Below are 15,392 nucleotides of genomic sequence, written 5' to 3'. Positions count from 1 at the left end.
CCGATCCGCACAGGAGAAACAAGAAGGGCCGCGCCCTTCACGGGCACGGCCCTCACCCCTGACGATGTCTCTCCCGTCATTCGGTCAGCGCCGCCGTCGGCGCGTCAGGCTCAGCAACCCTGCACCAATGACCGCCGCGCCCGCGGGCGCGGGGATCACGACGAGCTGGTCCTGCCAGTCCACCCGCGCCCCGTTCTCGAAGGTGTAGAGGTTCAGCACGCGCACGTCCCCCAGGCCCGTCCACGCCCCGCTGGACACCGCGGCCTGCGCCTCGTTGAAGAACAGCAGCGCCTTGCCTGTCAGCGCGGTGGCGTCCTCCTCCTCGATGAACCAGATCGCCTTCTGCAGCTCGTCGGCGTCCAGGTGGCGGTTAGCCTCCACCGCGTAGTCGTAGGGCGTGAGCAGGGTCTGGTGGATGAAGTGCGAGTAGAGGTACGCCGTGCGCGGGTCAAGCGCGTCGGCCGCGCCGCCCAGGGCCCCGCCCCCCACGCCCGCGTACGCCGCGCTGCCGGCGGTGGTGCTGGTGCTCAGGTCGGCGCTCAGCAGCGTGTGGTACACCTGGTCCTCGAACTTCTCGAGGCAGAAACTCTCGAACAGCCCAGGGGCGGGCGCGAGGCCCCACTTGAACATGGTCCCCGTGGCCGCGGGCGTGAAGTGGAAGTTGACCGTCTCAACGCGGAACTCGCCGCCCATGGTGGTGGGCCCGCGGTAGTTGTCGTTCATGTACACGTGCCCGACGAACGCGCCCCGGGCAGGGGCGGCGGCCACGAACACGGAAGCAGCAATGGACGCACAAACGCAACGTGACAACGACGGGGACATACGAATCTCCCTCGTCTTGTCGTCTCTCTCCCGGACGCCCAGAACGGGCCCGGCACTCTCAACCTACCAGCAGTAGGCGGTTTCGCAACGCCATCTGACACGCCCGCGCCGTAAACCGCTGGCGGAGCGGCGTGTTAGGCGTGCGCTCGTGGCTCGGGTGCAGTGATGTGTGAAGATGGGGAAGCTGAGGCCCTACCGCGGAGTTTGCGGAGTAAGCAGAGTTCCGCGGAGGAAGAGGGAGTGAGGCAAGCGAGTCCGGTAGCTGTCACCGATCTGCGCCGATCCTGGCCCGCACCCACTCCTGTTCCTACTCCGCGCAACTCCGCTCACTCCGCCAACTCCGCGGTAGCGCCTTCAAACCTCCACGTAGGTCCGCAGCCCGTGCACGCCGCCCTCGCGTCCGAAGCCGGATTCCTTGTACCCGCCGAAGGGCGAGGCCGGGTCGAACTTGTTGTACGTGTTGCACCACACCACGCCCGCCTTGAGCTTGCGGGCGATGTCGAAGATCTTGGAGCCCTTGTCGGTCCACACCCCGGCCGCGAGGCCGTAGGGCGTGTTGTTGGCGCGGGTGAGGGCCTCCTCCGGCGTGCGGAAGCTCATCACCGCGAGCACCGGCCCGAAGACCTCCTCGCGCGAGATGGTGTGGCTGGGCTGCACATTGCTGAAGAAGCAGGGGCGGCACCAGTAGCCCTTGCCCGCGATCGGCGCTTTCGGCTCGTCGCCGCAGCCGTGCCGCTTCGCGCCTTCTTCTTCTGCGAGTGACAGGTACCGCTCGATCCGCGTCAGCTGCTCCTTGCTGTTCACCGCGCCCACATCCGTGTTCTTGTCCATCGGGTCGCCCACCCGCAGCGACGCCAGCCGGTGCTCCAGCTTCTCGATCACCGTCGGCAGGATCGACTCCTGCACCAGCAGCCGTGAGCCCGCGCAGCACACCTCGCCCTGGTTGAAGTAGATCCCCGAGATGATGCCCTCGACCGCCTGGTCCAGGCTGGCATCCTCAAAGATGATGTGCGGCGATTTGCCGCCCAGTTCCAGCGTGAGCTTCTTCCCGCTCGCCGCCGCCGCCGCGGCGATTCGTTTGCCCACCTCGGTGCTGCCGGTGAACGCGATCTTCTTAACACGCGGGTGCGACACGATCGCCGCGCCGGTCTTGCCGTCGCCGGTGACGATGTTGACCACCCCCGGCGGCAGGTCGCACTCCTCGATGATCTCCGCGAGCCGCAGGGCCGTGAGCGGCGTCGTCTCCGCGGGCTTCAGCACGCACGTGTTGCCGCACGCCAGCGCGGGGGCGAGCTTCCACGCTGCCATCAGCAGCGGGAAGTTCCACGGGATCACCTGCCCGCACACGCCGATCGGCCGCGGGTCGCGACCCGGGAACGCATACTCCAGCTTGTCCGCCCACCCCGCGTAGTAGAAGAAGTGCGCCGCCACCAGCGGCACATCCACATCCCGCGACTCCTTGATCGGCTTGCCGCTGTCGAGCGTCTCCAGCACCGCCAGCTCGCGTGCCCGCTCCTGGATCCGGCGGGCGATGCGGAAGATGTACTTCGCCCGCTCACTCCCAGGCAGCGCCGCCCACTTCTCCTGGGCCTTCTCCGCCGCCGCGACCGCGGCCTCCACATCCGCCTCACTGCCCTGCGCCACCTCGCTCAGCACCGCTTCAGTCGCGGGGTTGATCGTCTCGAAGTACCCGCCCTTCGCCTTCGGTGCGACCCACTTCCCCCCGATGAAGTGCTCGTACCGCGCCTTGATCGGCGCCTTCACCGTCTCGGGCGCGGGCGCGTACTCCAGGTTCCAGCCGCTGCCGGCCGTCGTCCCCCGCTCGGCCACGCGCGCGATCCGCTCGACGCCCGGCGTGCTCACGCCCACGCCGTTGCCCCCGTGATGCTGCCCGTTCGCGTGCCCGTTCTCGCCCGTGCTGGGAGTGGTCATGCCCGGAGTTTAGGTGACAGTGGGGGAGTTGTGGCCCGGAGAACCCGCACTGGCACCGGTGGCCGCCGTGGGCTGGAGCCCGCCATCCGTCCCGGGCAATGCCTCGGCCCCGCATTCAGGGCATCGCGCGAGCCCCTCGAGGCGGTACCCGCACGCCGTGCACTGCCCCAGCCGACCCCGCCGGCGTGCCCTCGCACCGATGAACGGGGCCGTGACCGCCATGATCACCGCCCCGTAGAAGAACACGTTGAACAGGAACCCCGGCCACCACGGGCGCACCGGTACGTTGGCGACGATGATCGACCCCGGCAGCTGATAGGTCAGCCCCTGCCACATCCCGCGGTAGGTGAACCGCCCCAACTTCACGGTCGCGCCGGGCAGCGGTCCCTGCACATCGTTCCGCGCCTCGAACGCTCGCGCCGGGAACCCCGCGCGGTACCGCGTCTGCGAGTACCCGCGCACCCCGCCCGGCACGTTCGCCGGCAGCAGCGGCGCGAGCGGTGTGTAATGCGTGACAACATCGATGGAGTACCCGAGTTCATCGACGTAGGTGTACGAGGTCGGCCTGCGGAGCTCCTGCGTCTGCGGCGACGCCCACAGCCAGCCCCGCAGCACCGGCTGACCGTTCACCATCTCGCTGGTCCAGCTGAACGTCGCCGGATCGCGCAGCGAGCACAGCACCGACACCGCGAACGTGATGAGCACCGCCAGCGCGACCACGCACGCCATCCGCACCGCGAGGACGAGCCGCCGCGCCCGCCGCGTCATGGTTGAGAGAGCACTGCTCACGGTGCACGGCCCCCGCGCCCGCACTCCGGGCACACCCCGCCAACCACGGGGTAGCAGCACTCGGCGCACACCCCCCGCTTCACCCGCCGCCGACGCACCCACGCCCCGCCCACGCCGAGCACGCCCGCCCACAGGCACGCGTACACCAGCGTGTCCACCGCAAACCCCGGCCACAGGGGCCGCAGCGGCAGCCGCCGATCGCTCCTCCAGAACTTTCCGGTCCCTACGTACTTTGCCGGCAGCGGCACGCCCAGCTCCCACCAGCTCTTCACGCCCGTCCCGACCGCCGCGCGGTTGGTGTCGTCCACATCCGAATACTCCATCGCCAGGAGTGGCCACCCCATGCCCGCCCGGAGCATCGTCCGCTGCGGCCCCATGCCGCTCATCATGCCCAGCGTCGAACCCATCCACACGCACTCGCTGATGAGCTGGTGGTCAACGCCGAAGCCCCAAGACTCCAGCCACGTCCGCACCGTCCAAGCCTCGGGCACGCGCACCCGCGCCGCCGTGACGGCCCTCTCGGGCGGCCGGCGGAACTCGCTCTTCTCGAGCTTCCCCCACGCCGCGAGGCTCCACGAAACCAGCACCGTGGTCGCCGCGCCGAGCAGCAGGCCCGCAACCCCGCGCCGCAACCAGCGTCCGCGTGCGCCCGCCATAACCACCCCCGCTACCGACCGGCCGGGCCCGCCTTCGCGCTCGACGCCGCGTACTTCGCCGCGGCCTGCTTGGCCGCGGGCGCCGACGCCTCAACCACGACCTCCTTGGTCGTGATGTTCACAATGTGCTTGTGCACCGTGCAGAACTGGTGGTTGGCCGGTCCCGGCGCCAGCCCCTTCACGTACTTCCCGTTGATGCACTTGGCCATGCAGCCTCCCCGTGGTTCAACCCAGCGCATCCTACAGTGAACCATGGACATCAACCAGCGCATCGCCCAGTTCGAGAACATGGTCCAGGCCGACCCCGACAACGACATGGCCCACTACTCCCTGGGCAACGCCTACGCCCAGGCCCAGCGCTGGAACGACGCCGCGACCTCCTACCTCCGCTGCATCGACAAGAACCCCGCCATGAGCAAGGCCTACCAGCTCGCCGGCGACGCCCTCATCAACGCCGGCGACCACGCCCGCGCCGTCGAGGTCCTTACCACCGGCTTCAAGTCCGCCGCCTCCCGCGGCGACCGCATGCCGCAGAAGGCCATGGGCGACCTCCTCCGCAAGCTCAACGCCCCCGTCCCCGAAGTGGCCACCAAGGGCCCGGAGGTCGCCGCGGGCACCGGCCAGATGATCGACCCCGTCACCGGCCGCCCCGGAACCAGGATGGCGCGCCCACCCTTCAAAGGTCCCGTGGGCAACTGGATTTTCGAGCACATCACCAAGGAAACCTTCGACGCCTGGATCGCCCAGGGCACCAAGGTCATCAACGAGCTGCGCCTGGACCTCTCCAAGGACGAAGACTCCGCCCTCTACGACAAGCACATGCGCGAATACCTCGGCATTGATGACGAGCTGTACCAGAAGCTCCAGAGCGGCGGCTGAACGCGTCGCCCGCAGCGGCTTCCTGCCTTCGGCCCCATCGGGGCCGCTGAATGTTGCCACGGGTGAAGGTTGCGCAGCAACCGCAACCCGTGGTCGCAGGCGCACAGCGCAACCGCCCCGAAGGGGGCGGAGGAGCCCGCTGTCGGTCAGCCCATCCCCTCGGCCAGCTTGCGTGCACCCAACTCGACCGCGCGGATCAACTCTGCAGCGCGACGGGCCGCCTCGACCTTCATCATCCGCCCATCCGCCCGGAACGCCCCGTCATCATTGAGCACTTCCAGATACTCACGGCACAGCTCCAACAGCTCACGCCCGGCACCCTCATGCCCAAGCGCGCACGCCCTCTCCGCCAGCAGCATGAGATGCTCCACATCCCGCCGCAGCGAAGCCCGGCTCCCATCCTCCCAGTTCAACCGCCACCGCAGCAGGAATGCCGCAACCTCTCGCGGTCCCGCCCCGGCCTCAAGCGCCGCCCGCTCCGCCGCGTACCGCCGCCCCCTGAAGTCCAGCAGCCGGCGCAGCAATCCCCTCACTCCTTCGCCACCAGCTCCACCACCTCTTCCCCATACACCTTCCCGCGCCGGTACCCCACCGTCACCGTCGTCCCCGCGTGGTACGTCGACAGCACACGCACCAGCTCCGCCAGGTCGCGCACCGTCTTGTGGTCGATCGAGGTCACCACATCGCCCACCTTGAGCGCCGGCGCCCCCCGCCGCCGATCAACCGCGACCACCACCGGCCCCTCGGCCTTGCCGCTCTCCAGCTCCATCCCCAGGCTCGCCATCCCCCGCGTGATCTGCTCGGGGACCATCTCCAGCTCGCGCACCCACTTCCGGAAGTCCGCGTTGATCCACTTGAAGTCCTTGCCCATCACGGTCTCGATGGCCTTCGCCCCCGTGGGGTCCTCCTTGTACGTCGAGGTGTACTCCTTGTACCAGGCCTTGAGCTTCTTCCGCTCGTACAGGTACATGAAGAACGTCCGCGCCTCCGCGTAGTGCGCCAGCGGCCGGTCGCCGCTGAACTGCAGCGGCTTCATGGCCGCGAGCTTCTCGATGGGCGTCACCTTCGCGGTCTTCTCCAGCCGCTTGACCGTGTTCGTCCGCCAAGAGGCCGCGGGCTTCAGCTTCCCGCTGGCGTCCAGGTCATAGTCCTCCACCAGCGAGCACAGCCCCTCCATGATCCAGATCGGGTGCATCTGTCCGCGGCGCGTCATGTCGCGCCAGTGCAGCACGTGGAAGAACTCGTGCCGCAGCGTGCTGCCCAGGTCCATCGAGATCAGCCGCTTGCTGTCGTGCTCATAGCTCCCGCCGATCATGCTGTTGCCGGTGGCCGCCTCCGGCCCGTACATCGACACCAGCCACCGCATGTAGTCCGCCCGGTGCGGCAGGATCACCACCACCCAGGGGTCGTTCTCCATCAGCTTCTCGTCGAGGATTCCCTCCAGCAGCTCCTCGTGGCCCCACCGGGCGATCAGCGCCAGCTCCTTCCGCGCCGACTCCCCCGCCCGCTCATCGAACCCGCAGCGGAACGCCAGCCGCAGCGAAGGCTCCATGAACTCCGTGTACCCCTTCTTGAACTGCTCGGCCGCGCCCTTGAGGTTCGCATCGCGACGGGCCTCCAGCACCGCCCCCCAGTTCTCGATGATCCGCTTGTACGCATCCAGCCCGCGCAGCGGGACGAATGACGGGTCGCTCTCCAGCTGCCGCCGGTCACAGAACCCGTTCTCGATCGCCTTCGTGAGGTACGTGAGCCCCCCGTCCGCGTCTCCCAGCAGGCACCGGCAGCACGCCAGGTTGTAGAACACGACGAAGTTCTTCGGCTGCAGCTTCAGCTGCTCCAGCAGCAGCGCCTGCGCCTGCTCGTACTCACCCTTGCGGAACGCCGCGATCGACTCGCGCGACAGCCTGGACGCCTGTTCCGCGGCCTCCTGCTTCTCGCTCTTCTCTTCCGGCTCGACCGCCTTCGGGTCGGTCCTGACCCCCGGCTTCTTCGCTTTGGGCGACGGCGGCGCATCCAGCACCGGCACATCGTTCTGCGCCAGCGCCCCCGCGCTCACGCCGCACACCACCGCCAGAGTGATCAACCACCTTCTGCTCATCGCGCGCCCTCACACCCCAAGCGTTCACCCCGTTCTATCCGCCGGACCGCCCCCTCCGGTGGCATCTATCCCGCCGCCCTCAAGCAGCATCTTCAACGCCGCCGGGTACGCCTCCTGCTCCAGCTCGAACACCCGTGCCGCCAGCGTGTCCGGCGTGTCCCCCGGGTAGACGGTGCACCGCCGCTGCAGGATCACCGCCCCCCGGTCATACTCGCTGTCGGCAAAGTGCACGCTGCACCCCGACTCCTTCTCCCCCGCGGCGATCACCGCCTCGTGCACCCGCCGCCCGTACATCCCCTTCCCCCCAAACTTGGGCAGCAGCGCCGGGTGGATGTTCACCACCCGGCCGCGGTAGCTCTCGGGGATGTCCACCAGCAGCAGGTACCCCGCGAGCACCACACAATCGACGCCGTGGGCCCGCAGCAGTTCCTCCAGTCGCGCCGCGGCGATCACCCCCGGCACCACCTCGACCTTCAGCCCCTGGGCGCGGGCCCGCTCCACCCCCGCCCCCTCGCGGCTCGAAATCACCAGCGGTATCTCCGCCCGCAGCTCCCCCGCCCGGATGTGCGCCAGCAGGTTCAGCAGCGTCCGCCCCCCGCCCGACATCATCACGCACAGCCGCGGCACCCGCCCATCGGCAGCCGTGGGGGACCCAGGTTGACGCTGCTCACCACTCACGCCCACAGCGTATCGCCCCCTCGAAGAGAACGCAGAGCTCGCGGATTGTGCGGAGTGAGCGGCAACACATTCAAGGTCCTCTCCGCAACCTCCGCTCCCACTCCGCCCCCTCCTCTTTCTCTTCATTCCGATCCAAAAGCCTTCCTCTGTGCCCTCTGTGTGCTCTGTGGTTCAAACCCCGCCTTTCCGCTACGCTCAGGGAATGCAGTACTACCAGATGTGGTGCAACCTCCGCGAGTCCCACAAGGACCTCGAGTTCTGCGCCAACGTCACCGCCTACCTCGGCCACCTCAAGGACGCCGGCAAGCTCGAGGGCTTCCGCATCACACGCCGCAAGTTCGGCTTCGGCCCCGACAACCTCGGCGAGTTCAACATCACCGTCTGGACCAGGGACCTGACGCAGCTCGACGCCGCCTTCTCCATGGTCGCCCCGCGCGAGGGCCACACCGAGCACCTCCACCGCGCCGTCTACTCCATGGTCACCGACTTCAAGTCCGGCCTCTACCGCGACTTCCCCGACCCCGAGCGCGTCGGCACGCCCTAGGCGCTCCGACGCATCTCCGCTTTCCGCCTTCCGCTTTCCGCTTTGCTCCGACTTCCGACTTCCCACTTACGACTTTCGACCTCCCATGACCCCCGCCACCCGCTTCGCCCCCTTTGGCTCCTCCATCTTCGCGGAGATGACCCGCCTCGCCCTCGCCCACAACGCCGTCAACCTCTCGCAGGGCTTCCCCGACTTCGACGGGCCCGAGCTCGCGAAGGCCGCGGCCAAGGCCGCGATTGACAACGGCTACAACCAGTACGCCCGCATGCAGGGCGTCCCCGCCCTCAACGAGGCCATCGCCCGCTCCTGGTCCCAGCGCGGCCACGGCGACTACGACCCGCACGCCTGCGTCACCGTCACCAGCGGCTGCTCCGAAGCCATCATCTGCGCCCTCATGGGCCTGCTCAACCCCGGTGACGAGCTCGTCATCTTCGAACCCTTCTTCGACTTCTACACCGCCGGTGCATCCATGGCCGGCGCTAACCCCCGCTTCGTCCCGCTCCGGCCAGATGCAAGCGGCTTCCACTTCGACGAGAAGGAACTCCGCCGCGCCTTCACCACCCGCACCCGCGCCATCATCGTCAACTCGCCCCACAACCCCACCGGCAAGGTGTTCACTCGCGCCGAGCTCGAGCTCATCGCCGAGCTCTGCCGCAAGCACAACGCGGTCGCCATCACCGACGAGGTCTACGAGCACCTCACCTACAACCCCGCCCTCCCGCACATCCCGCTCTCCACTCTCCCCGGCATGCGCGAGCGCACCATCACCCTCAGCAGCATCGGCAAGACCTTCTCCCTCACCGGCTGGAAGGTCGGCTGGGCCATCGCCCAAGAGCCCCTCACCGCCTGCGTCCGCGCCTGCCACCAGTTCAACACCTTCAGCACCGCCACCCCCCTCCAGCACGGCGCCGCGGCCGCAATCTCCAACCCCGGCGACACCATCGAGAAGACCCGCACGCTCTACATCCAGATGCGCGACCAGCTCTCCGCCGCCCTCACCCGCGCCGGACTCACCGTCTACCCCAGCGACGCGACGTACTTCCTCATGGCCGACCATACGCCCGTCTCGCAGCGCCTCGGCCTCGCCGACGACCGCGCCTTCTGCAAGCACCTCATTGAGCACGTCGGCGTCGCCGCCATCCCGCCCAGCGTCTTCTACCACAACACCGACCTCGGCAAGCCCCTCGTCCGCTTCGCTTTCTGTAAGAAACCCGACACCATTGCCGAAGCAATCCGGCGTCTTGACAAACTGAGAGCCTGACCAACCTCTGCGTTCAAACCGTCCCCGCTCCGCGCAACTCCGCTCCCTCCGCGCACCTCCGCGGTGAAGTTCGAATGCTGAACCTCGACCAACATCCCGAGCACGCAAACGCACTCATCACCGCCGCCCTCAAAGCGGCCGACCCTGTCACAGCGCTCCAGCGCCACTGGAACATCACCGACCTCCACGGCGACATCCACCTCCTCGCCATCGGCAAGGCCGCCCGCCCCATGGCCCTCGAGGCCTTCCGGCACCTCGGCCCCCGCATTACCCGCGCCCTCATCACCGCGCCCCCCGATCAGTCCGACCCTCGCGGCCTTCGCCCCAACACCCAGCTCTTTCCTTGCGACCACCCCTACCCCACCCAGCGCAACATCGAAGCCGCGCAGGCGGTCAGAGACTTCATCACCAGCGCCAGCGAGAACGACACCCTCCTCTGCCTCATCTCCGGCGGCGGCTCCGCCCACCTCTGCCTCCCCGCCGGCGACCTCACCCTCCACGACATCATCGAAGTCACCAGAGAGCTCCAGCTCGCCGGCGCCACCATCGACGAGCTCAACTGCGTGCGCAAGCACTGCGAGCTGCTCAAGGGCGGCAACCTCGCTCGCCTTTCCCGCGCCGGCAGGCTCGTTGCCTACATCCTCTCCGATGTGATCGGCGACAAGCTCGACATCATCTCCTCCGGCCCCACCGCCCCCGACCCGACCACCTACCGCGACGCCCAGCACGTTCTCGCATCGCACGCGATCACCCTGCCCAACATCTCCGCCCACCTCACCAGCGGCATCCTCGGCGATCACCCCGAAACCCCCAAGCCCAGGGACCCCGCGTTCGCCCGCGTCACCAACCGCATCATCGCCAGCAACCGCCAGGTCACCGACGCCGTCGCCGCGGCCGCGCAGCACCTCGGCTTCCACATCGACGAGGTCGAGCAGCAGAAGCAGGGCGAAGCCGCCGATGTCGCCGCCGGGCTCGCGAATACCGCCAAGCGGCTCCAGGCCGTTTCCCGCCCAACCGCCTGCATCCTTGGCGGCGAGTGGACCGTCACCGTGAGCAGTGGGGGAGCAGGCGCCGCCGCGGGGACAGGTGGCCCCAGCCAGGAGCTCGCCCTCGCCTTCGCTCTCGCCGCCGAGCAGCTCCGCCTGGACAGCTGCGCCCTCCTCGCCTTCTCCACCGACGGGCACGACGGGCCAACCGACGCCGCGGGCGCCATCGTCACCCCTTTACTCCCGGACCAGGCCCGCCGCAAGGGCCTGAACCCCGAGGCCGCGCTCCAGCGCCACGACTCCCACGAACTCCTCGACGCATTGAGCGCCCTTGTCCGCGTCCCGCCAACCGGCACCAACCTCAACCACATCGCGGCCCTTCTGATCTACCCCTGACGCACCGCGTCAGTCCGAGGGGGCAGTTCCGCCCCGCGCTGCACCGCCCGCGGCGAGCGCATCAGCGATGTCACCACTCCCGCCGCCAGAATCCCCAGCACCACCAGCAGCGACACCGTCGTATCGACCTTGAACGTCGTGTGCACCAGCATCATCTTCACGCCCACGAAGAACAGGATCGCGATCAGCGCCGGCTTGAGGTACTGGAACCTGTCGATCAGGCTCGCCAGGCAGAAGTACAGCGACCGCAGCCCCAGGATTGCGAAGATGTTCGAAGTGAAGACCAGGAACGGGTCCGCCGTGATCGCGAAGATCGCCGGGATCGAGTCCACCGCGAAGATGACATCCGTGAACTCCACCATCACGAGCGCCAGGAGCAGCGGCGTCACCGCCCGCGCCCCGTTCACCCGCGTGAAGAAGTGGTCGCCCTCGTACCTGGGGCTCACCGGGTAGAACCGCTTCACCAGCCGCACCAGCGGGTTCTTCTCCGGGTCGATGCCGTCGCTCTTGACCAGCGCCATCTTGAGCGCCGTCAGGATCAGGAATCCGCCGAACACATAGATAATCCACGAGAACTGCTGGATCAGCGCCGCCCCAACCGCGATCATGGCGCCGCGCATGATCAGAGCGCCCAGGATCCCCCAGAACAGCACCCGGTGCTGATAGATCGCCGGCACCGCGAAGTACGAAAAGATCATCGCGATGACGAACACGTTGTCCATCGCCAGCGACTTTTCCACGATGTACCCCGTCAGGTACAGCTTCGCCGCCTCCAGGCCGCCCACATCCCGCACGCCCCCGTCCAGCTGCGCCACCGCCGTTCCGATGCCCAGCCAGTGCCCCTCGTACGCGAAGTAGACAAACACGTTGAAAAGCAGCGCGGCCGTGAACCACACGCCCGTCCATGTCGCCGCCTCCCGCATCGACACCACGTGCGCCGTACGGTGGAACACCCCCAGGTCAAGCGCCAGGAACACCATCACCAGAGCGATGAACCCCACGTACATCCACGCCATCGGGGTCAACCAGCTCCCAGCCTCAGCAAGCACCAGCGTCATCATCGGTCATCCCTGAAAAAGTGTCACCGGCCCAACCGCTTCGTCGAATCCGACAGTCCGTAGCGACGCGCCGTGCGCTCGCGGTCCAGCAGCGCCCGCACCCGCCGCCCCAGCCGGTCCGCCGCCCGGCTGATCGCCCGGTACAGGTCCGCGTCGGTCACCTCGGCCGAAACCGGGCCCAGCCTCGCCACCGGCGCCACCATCACGCACCGCTGGTCCGCCCCGCCCCGCGGGCCGTTCTGGTCCGCGACCCGGATCCGCACGCACCGCACGTGCCCCGCGAACTGACCCAGCGCGAAAGCGACACGCCGCTCCGCCCACTCGCGGATGCTCGGCGTCACCTGCACGTCCGCACACTGAACCGTGATCACCATCGCTCGACTCCTTCAGGAAAGCTCCCAGAACAAGCAGGGCGACCCGGCCCAGCGCCGCGTGCCCATACTGGTACGGCGCGAAACGCATCGGAATCGAGCGGAAACGGCATGCAGACACATCGAAAAAACCGATCTATGATGCTCCCGCCATGACCCCCTCCAGCCGCCTCAACTACCACCACCTGCTCTACTTCTGGACCGTCGCTAAAGAGGGCTCCATCGCCGCCGCCTGCGACGTGCTCCACCTTTCCCAGCCCACCATCTCCGGCCAGCTCCGGGCCCTCGAGCAGTCGCTCGGCCACCGCCTGCTCGAGAAACAAGGCCGCGGCCTCGCCCTCACCGAAATGGGCCGCACCGTCTTCGCCTACGCCGACGAGATCTTCACCATCGGCGCCGAACTCGGAGAGGTCGTCCGCGGCCGCCCCGCATCCGCGCAGCCCTCCGTCCGCGTCGGCATCTCCGACGTCCTGCCCAAGCTCATGGTCTACCGCATGCTCGCGCCCGCGTTCGCCATGCCTGAGGCCGTCCGCGTCAGCTGCTTCGAGGGCAAGCCCCCCGACCTGCTCGCACGCCTGGCCGTGCACGACCTCGACGTCGTCCTCGGCGACGCCCCCGTCACCCCAGCCTCCGGCTTCCGCGCCTTCAGCCACCGCCTGGGCGAGTCGGCCCTCGGCGCCTTCGCCGCGCCCACCCTCGCCCGCCGCCTCCGCCCCGGGTTCCCCGGCTCCCTCGACCGCGCCCCGATCCTCGTACCGACCGCCAACACTCTTGCCCGCCGCTCGCTCGACCACTGGCTCGCCGCCCGCTCCCTCCGCCCCGACATCATCGGCGAGTTCGAGGACAGCGCCCTGGTCAAAGTTTTCGGCCAGTCCGGCCGCGGCGTCTTCTTCGCCCCGCTCGCTATCGAGCGCGAGATCCGTCAGCAGTACAACGTCCAGCTCGTCGGCCGCATCCCCGACCTCCGGGAGCAGTTCTACGCCGTCACGGTCGAGCGCCGCATCCGCCACCCCGCCGTCGAGCAGATCACCAGCGCCGCCCGCGAGCGCCTCTCCCACAACCGCTGAACCCCGCAACCCTAAACTCACCCCATGCCCAACGAGCAACCCAGGCCCTCGACCGGCGTCGTCATGCTCGGCACGCTCCTGCTCCTCGCCGCTATCACCGCCTCCGGCATGATGGTGCTCCGCCACTTCCTCAAGGTTGAGCTCCCCGGCTGCGGCGCCGGTTCCCCCTGCGACGCCGCGGCCGCGAGCCGCTGGGGCACTGTCCCCGTGCTCAACCTCCCGACCTCGTTCGTCGGCCTCGCCTTCTTCACCGCCCTCCTCATCGCCTGGACCGGCAGCCACGGCGCCCTCAGCACCGCCTCCCGCACCCTCGCGAGGCTCGGCGCCCTCGTGAGCCTCGCCTTCCTCGCCATCATCGCAGTCGAGAAGCTCGCCTGCCCCTACTGCCTCATCGCCCACGCCTGCAATCTCTTCTTCGTCGCCCTCGCCGAGTTCGGGACCCGGCGCGCCCGCACCTCCGCACACACGCCCTTCATCACCGCCGCGGCCGTCGGCATCGCGGCCCTCGCCACCATGGGCGTCGCCGACCACCGCGCCAAGAAAGAAGCCCAGGCCAAGGCCGAGCAGGCCCTTGCCGAGTCCACCCGCCAGATGACCCAGCCGCGCCCGCCGGCCGCGCCCGCGCAGCCCACGGACACGCCGGCCGCACCCACGAATACCGCGAAGGGCTTCTCCGGCCGCTACGCGTGGGGACCCGAGAAGGCGCCGGTCCGCATCGTGATGTACACCGATTACCAGTGCCCCGACTGCAAGCGGATCGAGGGCGAACTCGCCGAGCTCCAGAGCAACCCGAGTATCGCCGTCATCATCAAGCACTTCCCGCTCTGCAGCGCCTGCAACCCCAAGGCCCCGAACCTGCACCCCAACGGCTGCTGGGCCGCGCGTGCCGCCCAGGCCGCCGGCATCCTGCAGGGTGACGAGGGCTTCTGGAAGATGCACTACTGGCTCTTCAGCCAGGGCGGCTCCTTCACCGACGCCTCGCTCCCGCCGGCCCTCCAGCAGCTGGGGTTTGACCCCCGCCAGTTCCAGCAGGTCATGCAATCGCAGGAGACCCTCGACCGCGTCAAGGCCGACGTGCAGGAGGGCTACGACCGCGGCCTCTTCTTCACGCCCCTGATCTACATCAACGGCGTCGAGCTCAAGGGCTGGAACGCGCCCAACGCGCTGACCCGCGCCGTCACCGCCGTGCTCGCCAGCAATCCCGAGCCCCGCAGTTTCGCCGATGACGCGATGCCCTCGGCACTCGACAAGTACATGTCCGACTGGCGCGAGTCGCCCGTGCGGCAACTGCCCACTGCGCTCATGCAGCGAGCCCTCGGCCCCGCCGACGCACCCGTCACCGTGGTCGTCTTCGGCGACTACATGGAGCCCGGCACGCAAGAGGCCGACGGTGTGCTCCGCCTCTTCGCCACCGGGCCCACCTCCAAGATCCGCTACAGCTTCGCCCACTTCCCCGTGAACAGCGACTGCAACCCCGCCGTCCCCAACATGAAGAAGTTCGACTCCTGCCGCGCCGCCCTCGCCGCCGAGGCCGCGCAGATGATGGGCGGCGACGAGGCCTTCTGGAAGGTCCACGACTGGATGATGCTCAGCAAGGGCATCATCAACAACGACTCCCTCGGCGCCGCGGCCTCGCTCCTGGATACCGACCCCGCCACCCTCTCCGCCGCGATGCAGAACCCCACCCCCGCCGCGACCATCCAGGCTCACGCCCGCGCCGGCCAATCCCTCGGCCTCACCAGCATCCCCATGATCTTCATCAACGGGAAGCACGTTCCGAGGTTCAAGCTCGACAACGAGAACCTCCTGCCCCGGATGATCGACGAGGCAGCCTCCAGGCCCTGACTTGACACCA

16 protein-coding genes are annotated in these 15,392 nt (G+C 68.5%); 6 read left to right on the top strand and 10 right to left on the bottom strand.

The window, feature by feature from the left end:
- Positions 1–84 precede the first annotated feature (84 nt).
- From VD997_04180 to VD997_04160, 5 genes are all read right to left on the bottom strand, one after another.
- Entirely contained in the window at positions 85–774 is a 690-nt protein-coding gene (locus VD997_04180; GenBank protein ID HYE61172.1) for a hypothetical protein, read from the bottom strand.
- A gap of 402 nt (positions 775–1,176) precedes the next feature.
- Entirely contained in the window at positions 1,177–2,754 is a 1,578-nt protein-coding gene (locus tag VD997_04175) for an aldehyde dehydrogenase family protein (protein ID HYE61171.1), read from the bottom strand.
- 9 nt (positions 2,755–2,763) lie between these two features.
- Positions 2,764–3,522: a hypothetical protein gene (locus VD997_04170; GenBank protein ID HYE61170.1), complete on the bottom strand. Its 759-nt coding sequence runs from the start codon at positions 3,520–3,522 to the stop codon at positions 2,764–2,766.
- A 17-nt stretch (positions 3,523–3,539) separates the two neighbouring features.
- Entirely contained in the window at positions 3,540–4,199 is a 660-nt protein-coding gene (locus VD997_04165; protein ID HYE61169.1) for a hypothetical protein, read from the bottom strand.
- An 11-nt stretch (positions 4,200–4,210) separates the two neighbouring features.
- The gene (locus VD997_04160) at positions 4,211–4,408 is read right to left on the bottom strand and encodes a hypothetical protein (GenBank protein HYE61168.1); all 198 of its coding nucleotides are present in this window, start codon (positions 4,406–4,408) and stop codon (positions 4,211–4,213) included.
- Positions 4,409–4,451: 43 nt separating this feature from the next.
- Between VD997_04160 and VD997_04155 the strand changes: the two genes are divergently transcribed.
- Entirely contained in the window at positions 4,452–5,078 is a 627-nt protein-coding gene (locus VD997_04155) for a Fe(2+)-trafficking protein (GenBank protein HYE61167.1), read from the top strand.
- A gap of 146 nt (positions 5,079–5,224) precedes the next feature.
- Here VD997_04155 and VD997_04150 read toward each other — a convergent pair whose 3' ends face one another.
- From VD997_04150 to VD997_04140, 3 genes are read right to left on the bottom strand one after another with little or no spacing between them, the layout of a single operon-like run.
- Positions 5,225–5,602, bottom strand: a complete 378-nt coding sequence (locus tag VD997_04150) for a hypothetical protein (protein ID HYE61166.1) — start codon at positions 5,600–5,602, stop codon at positions 5,225–5,227.
- Between the two features lie 5 nt (positions 5,603–5,607).
- Positions 5,608–7,176, bottom strand: a complete 1,569-nt coding sequence (locus VD997_04145) for a PDZ domain-containing protein (protein HYE61165.1) — start codon at positions 7,174–7,176, stop codon at positions 5,608–5,610.
- 24 nt (positions 7,177–7,200) lie between these two features.
- Positions 7,201–7,854, bottom strand: a complete 654-nt coding sequence (locus tag VD997_04140; protein HYE61164.1) for a phosphoribosylglycinamide formyltransferase — start codon at positions 7,852–7,854, stop codon at positions 7,201–7,203.
- 202 nt (positions 7,855–8,056) lie between these two features.
- Between VD997_04140 and VD997_04135 the strand changes: the two genes are divergently transcribed.
- The 3 genes from VD997_04135 (at position 8,057) to VD997_04125 (ending at position 11,041) form a co-directional block, all read left to right on the top strand.
- Positions 8,057–8,398: a DUF6614 family protein gene (locus tag VD997_04135; GenBank protein ID HYE61163.1), complete on the top strand. Its 342-nt coding sequence runs from the start codon at positions 8,057–8,059 to the stop codon at positions 8,396–8,398.
- An 85-nt stretch (positions 8,399–8,483) separates the two neighbouring features.
- Positions 8,484–9,659: an aminotransferase class I/II-fold pyridoxal phosphate-dependent enzyme gene (locus VD997_04130; protein ID HYE61162.1), complete on the top strand. Its 1,176-nt coding sequence runs from the start codon at positions 8,484–8,486 to the stop codon at positions 9,657–9,659.
- 74 nt (positions 9,660–9,733) lie between these two features.
- Complete coding sequence (locus tag VD997_04125; protein HYE61161.1) at positions 9,734–11,041, top strand: DUF4147 domain-containing protein; 1,308 nt, start codon at positions 9,734–9,736, stop codon at positions 11,039–11,041.
- Here VD997_04125 and VD997_04120 read toward each other — a convergent pair.
- Together VD997_04120 and VD997_04115 are read right to left on the bottom strand one after the other, a co-directional pair.
- Positions 11,032–12,102: a TerC family protein gene (locus VD997_04120; GenBank protein ID HYE61160.1), complete on the bottom strand. Its 1,071-nt coding sequence runs from the start codon at positions 12,100–12,102 to the stop codon at positions 11,032–11,034. The genes VD997_04125 and VD997_04120 overlap by 10 nt on opposite strands.
- A gap of 20 nt (positions 12,103–12,122) precedes the next feature.
- Positions 12,123–12,473, bottom strand: coding sequence for an HPF/RaiA family ribosome-associated protein (locus tag VD997_04115; GenBank protein ID HYE61159.1), 351 nt, complete (start codon positions 12,471–12,473; stop codon positions 12,123–12,125).
- Positions 12,474–12,622: 149 nt separating this feature from the next.
- On the opposite strand from VD997_04115, the gene nhaR reads away from it, so the two are divergent.
- Entirely contained in the window at positions 12,623–13,537 is a 915-nt protein-coding gene (gene nhaR / locus VD997_04110; protein HYE61158.1) for a transcriptional activator NhaR, read from the top strand.
- A 24-nt stretch (positions 13,538–13,561) separates the two neighbouring features.
- Positions 13,562–15,382, top strand: coding sequence for a thioredoxin domain-containing protein (locus VD997_04105; protein ID HYE61157.1), 1,821 nt, complete (start codon positions 13,562–13,564; stop codon positions 15,380–15,382).
- Positions 15,383–15,392: the final 10 nt, after the last annotated feature.

The sequence above is a fragment of the Phycisphaerales bacterium genome (assembly GCA_035627955.1).
Taxonomy (GTDB): Bacteria; Planctomycetota; Phycisphaerae; order Phycisphaerales; family UBA1924; genus JAEYTB01.
Note: the sequence above shows the minus strand (reverse complement) of the source record. Positions and strands in the feature narration are given on the sequence as shown.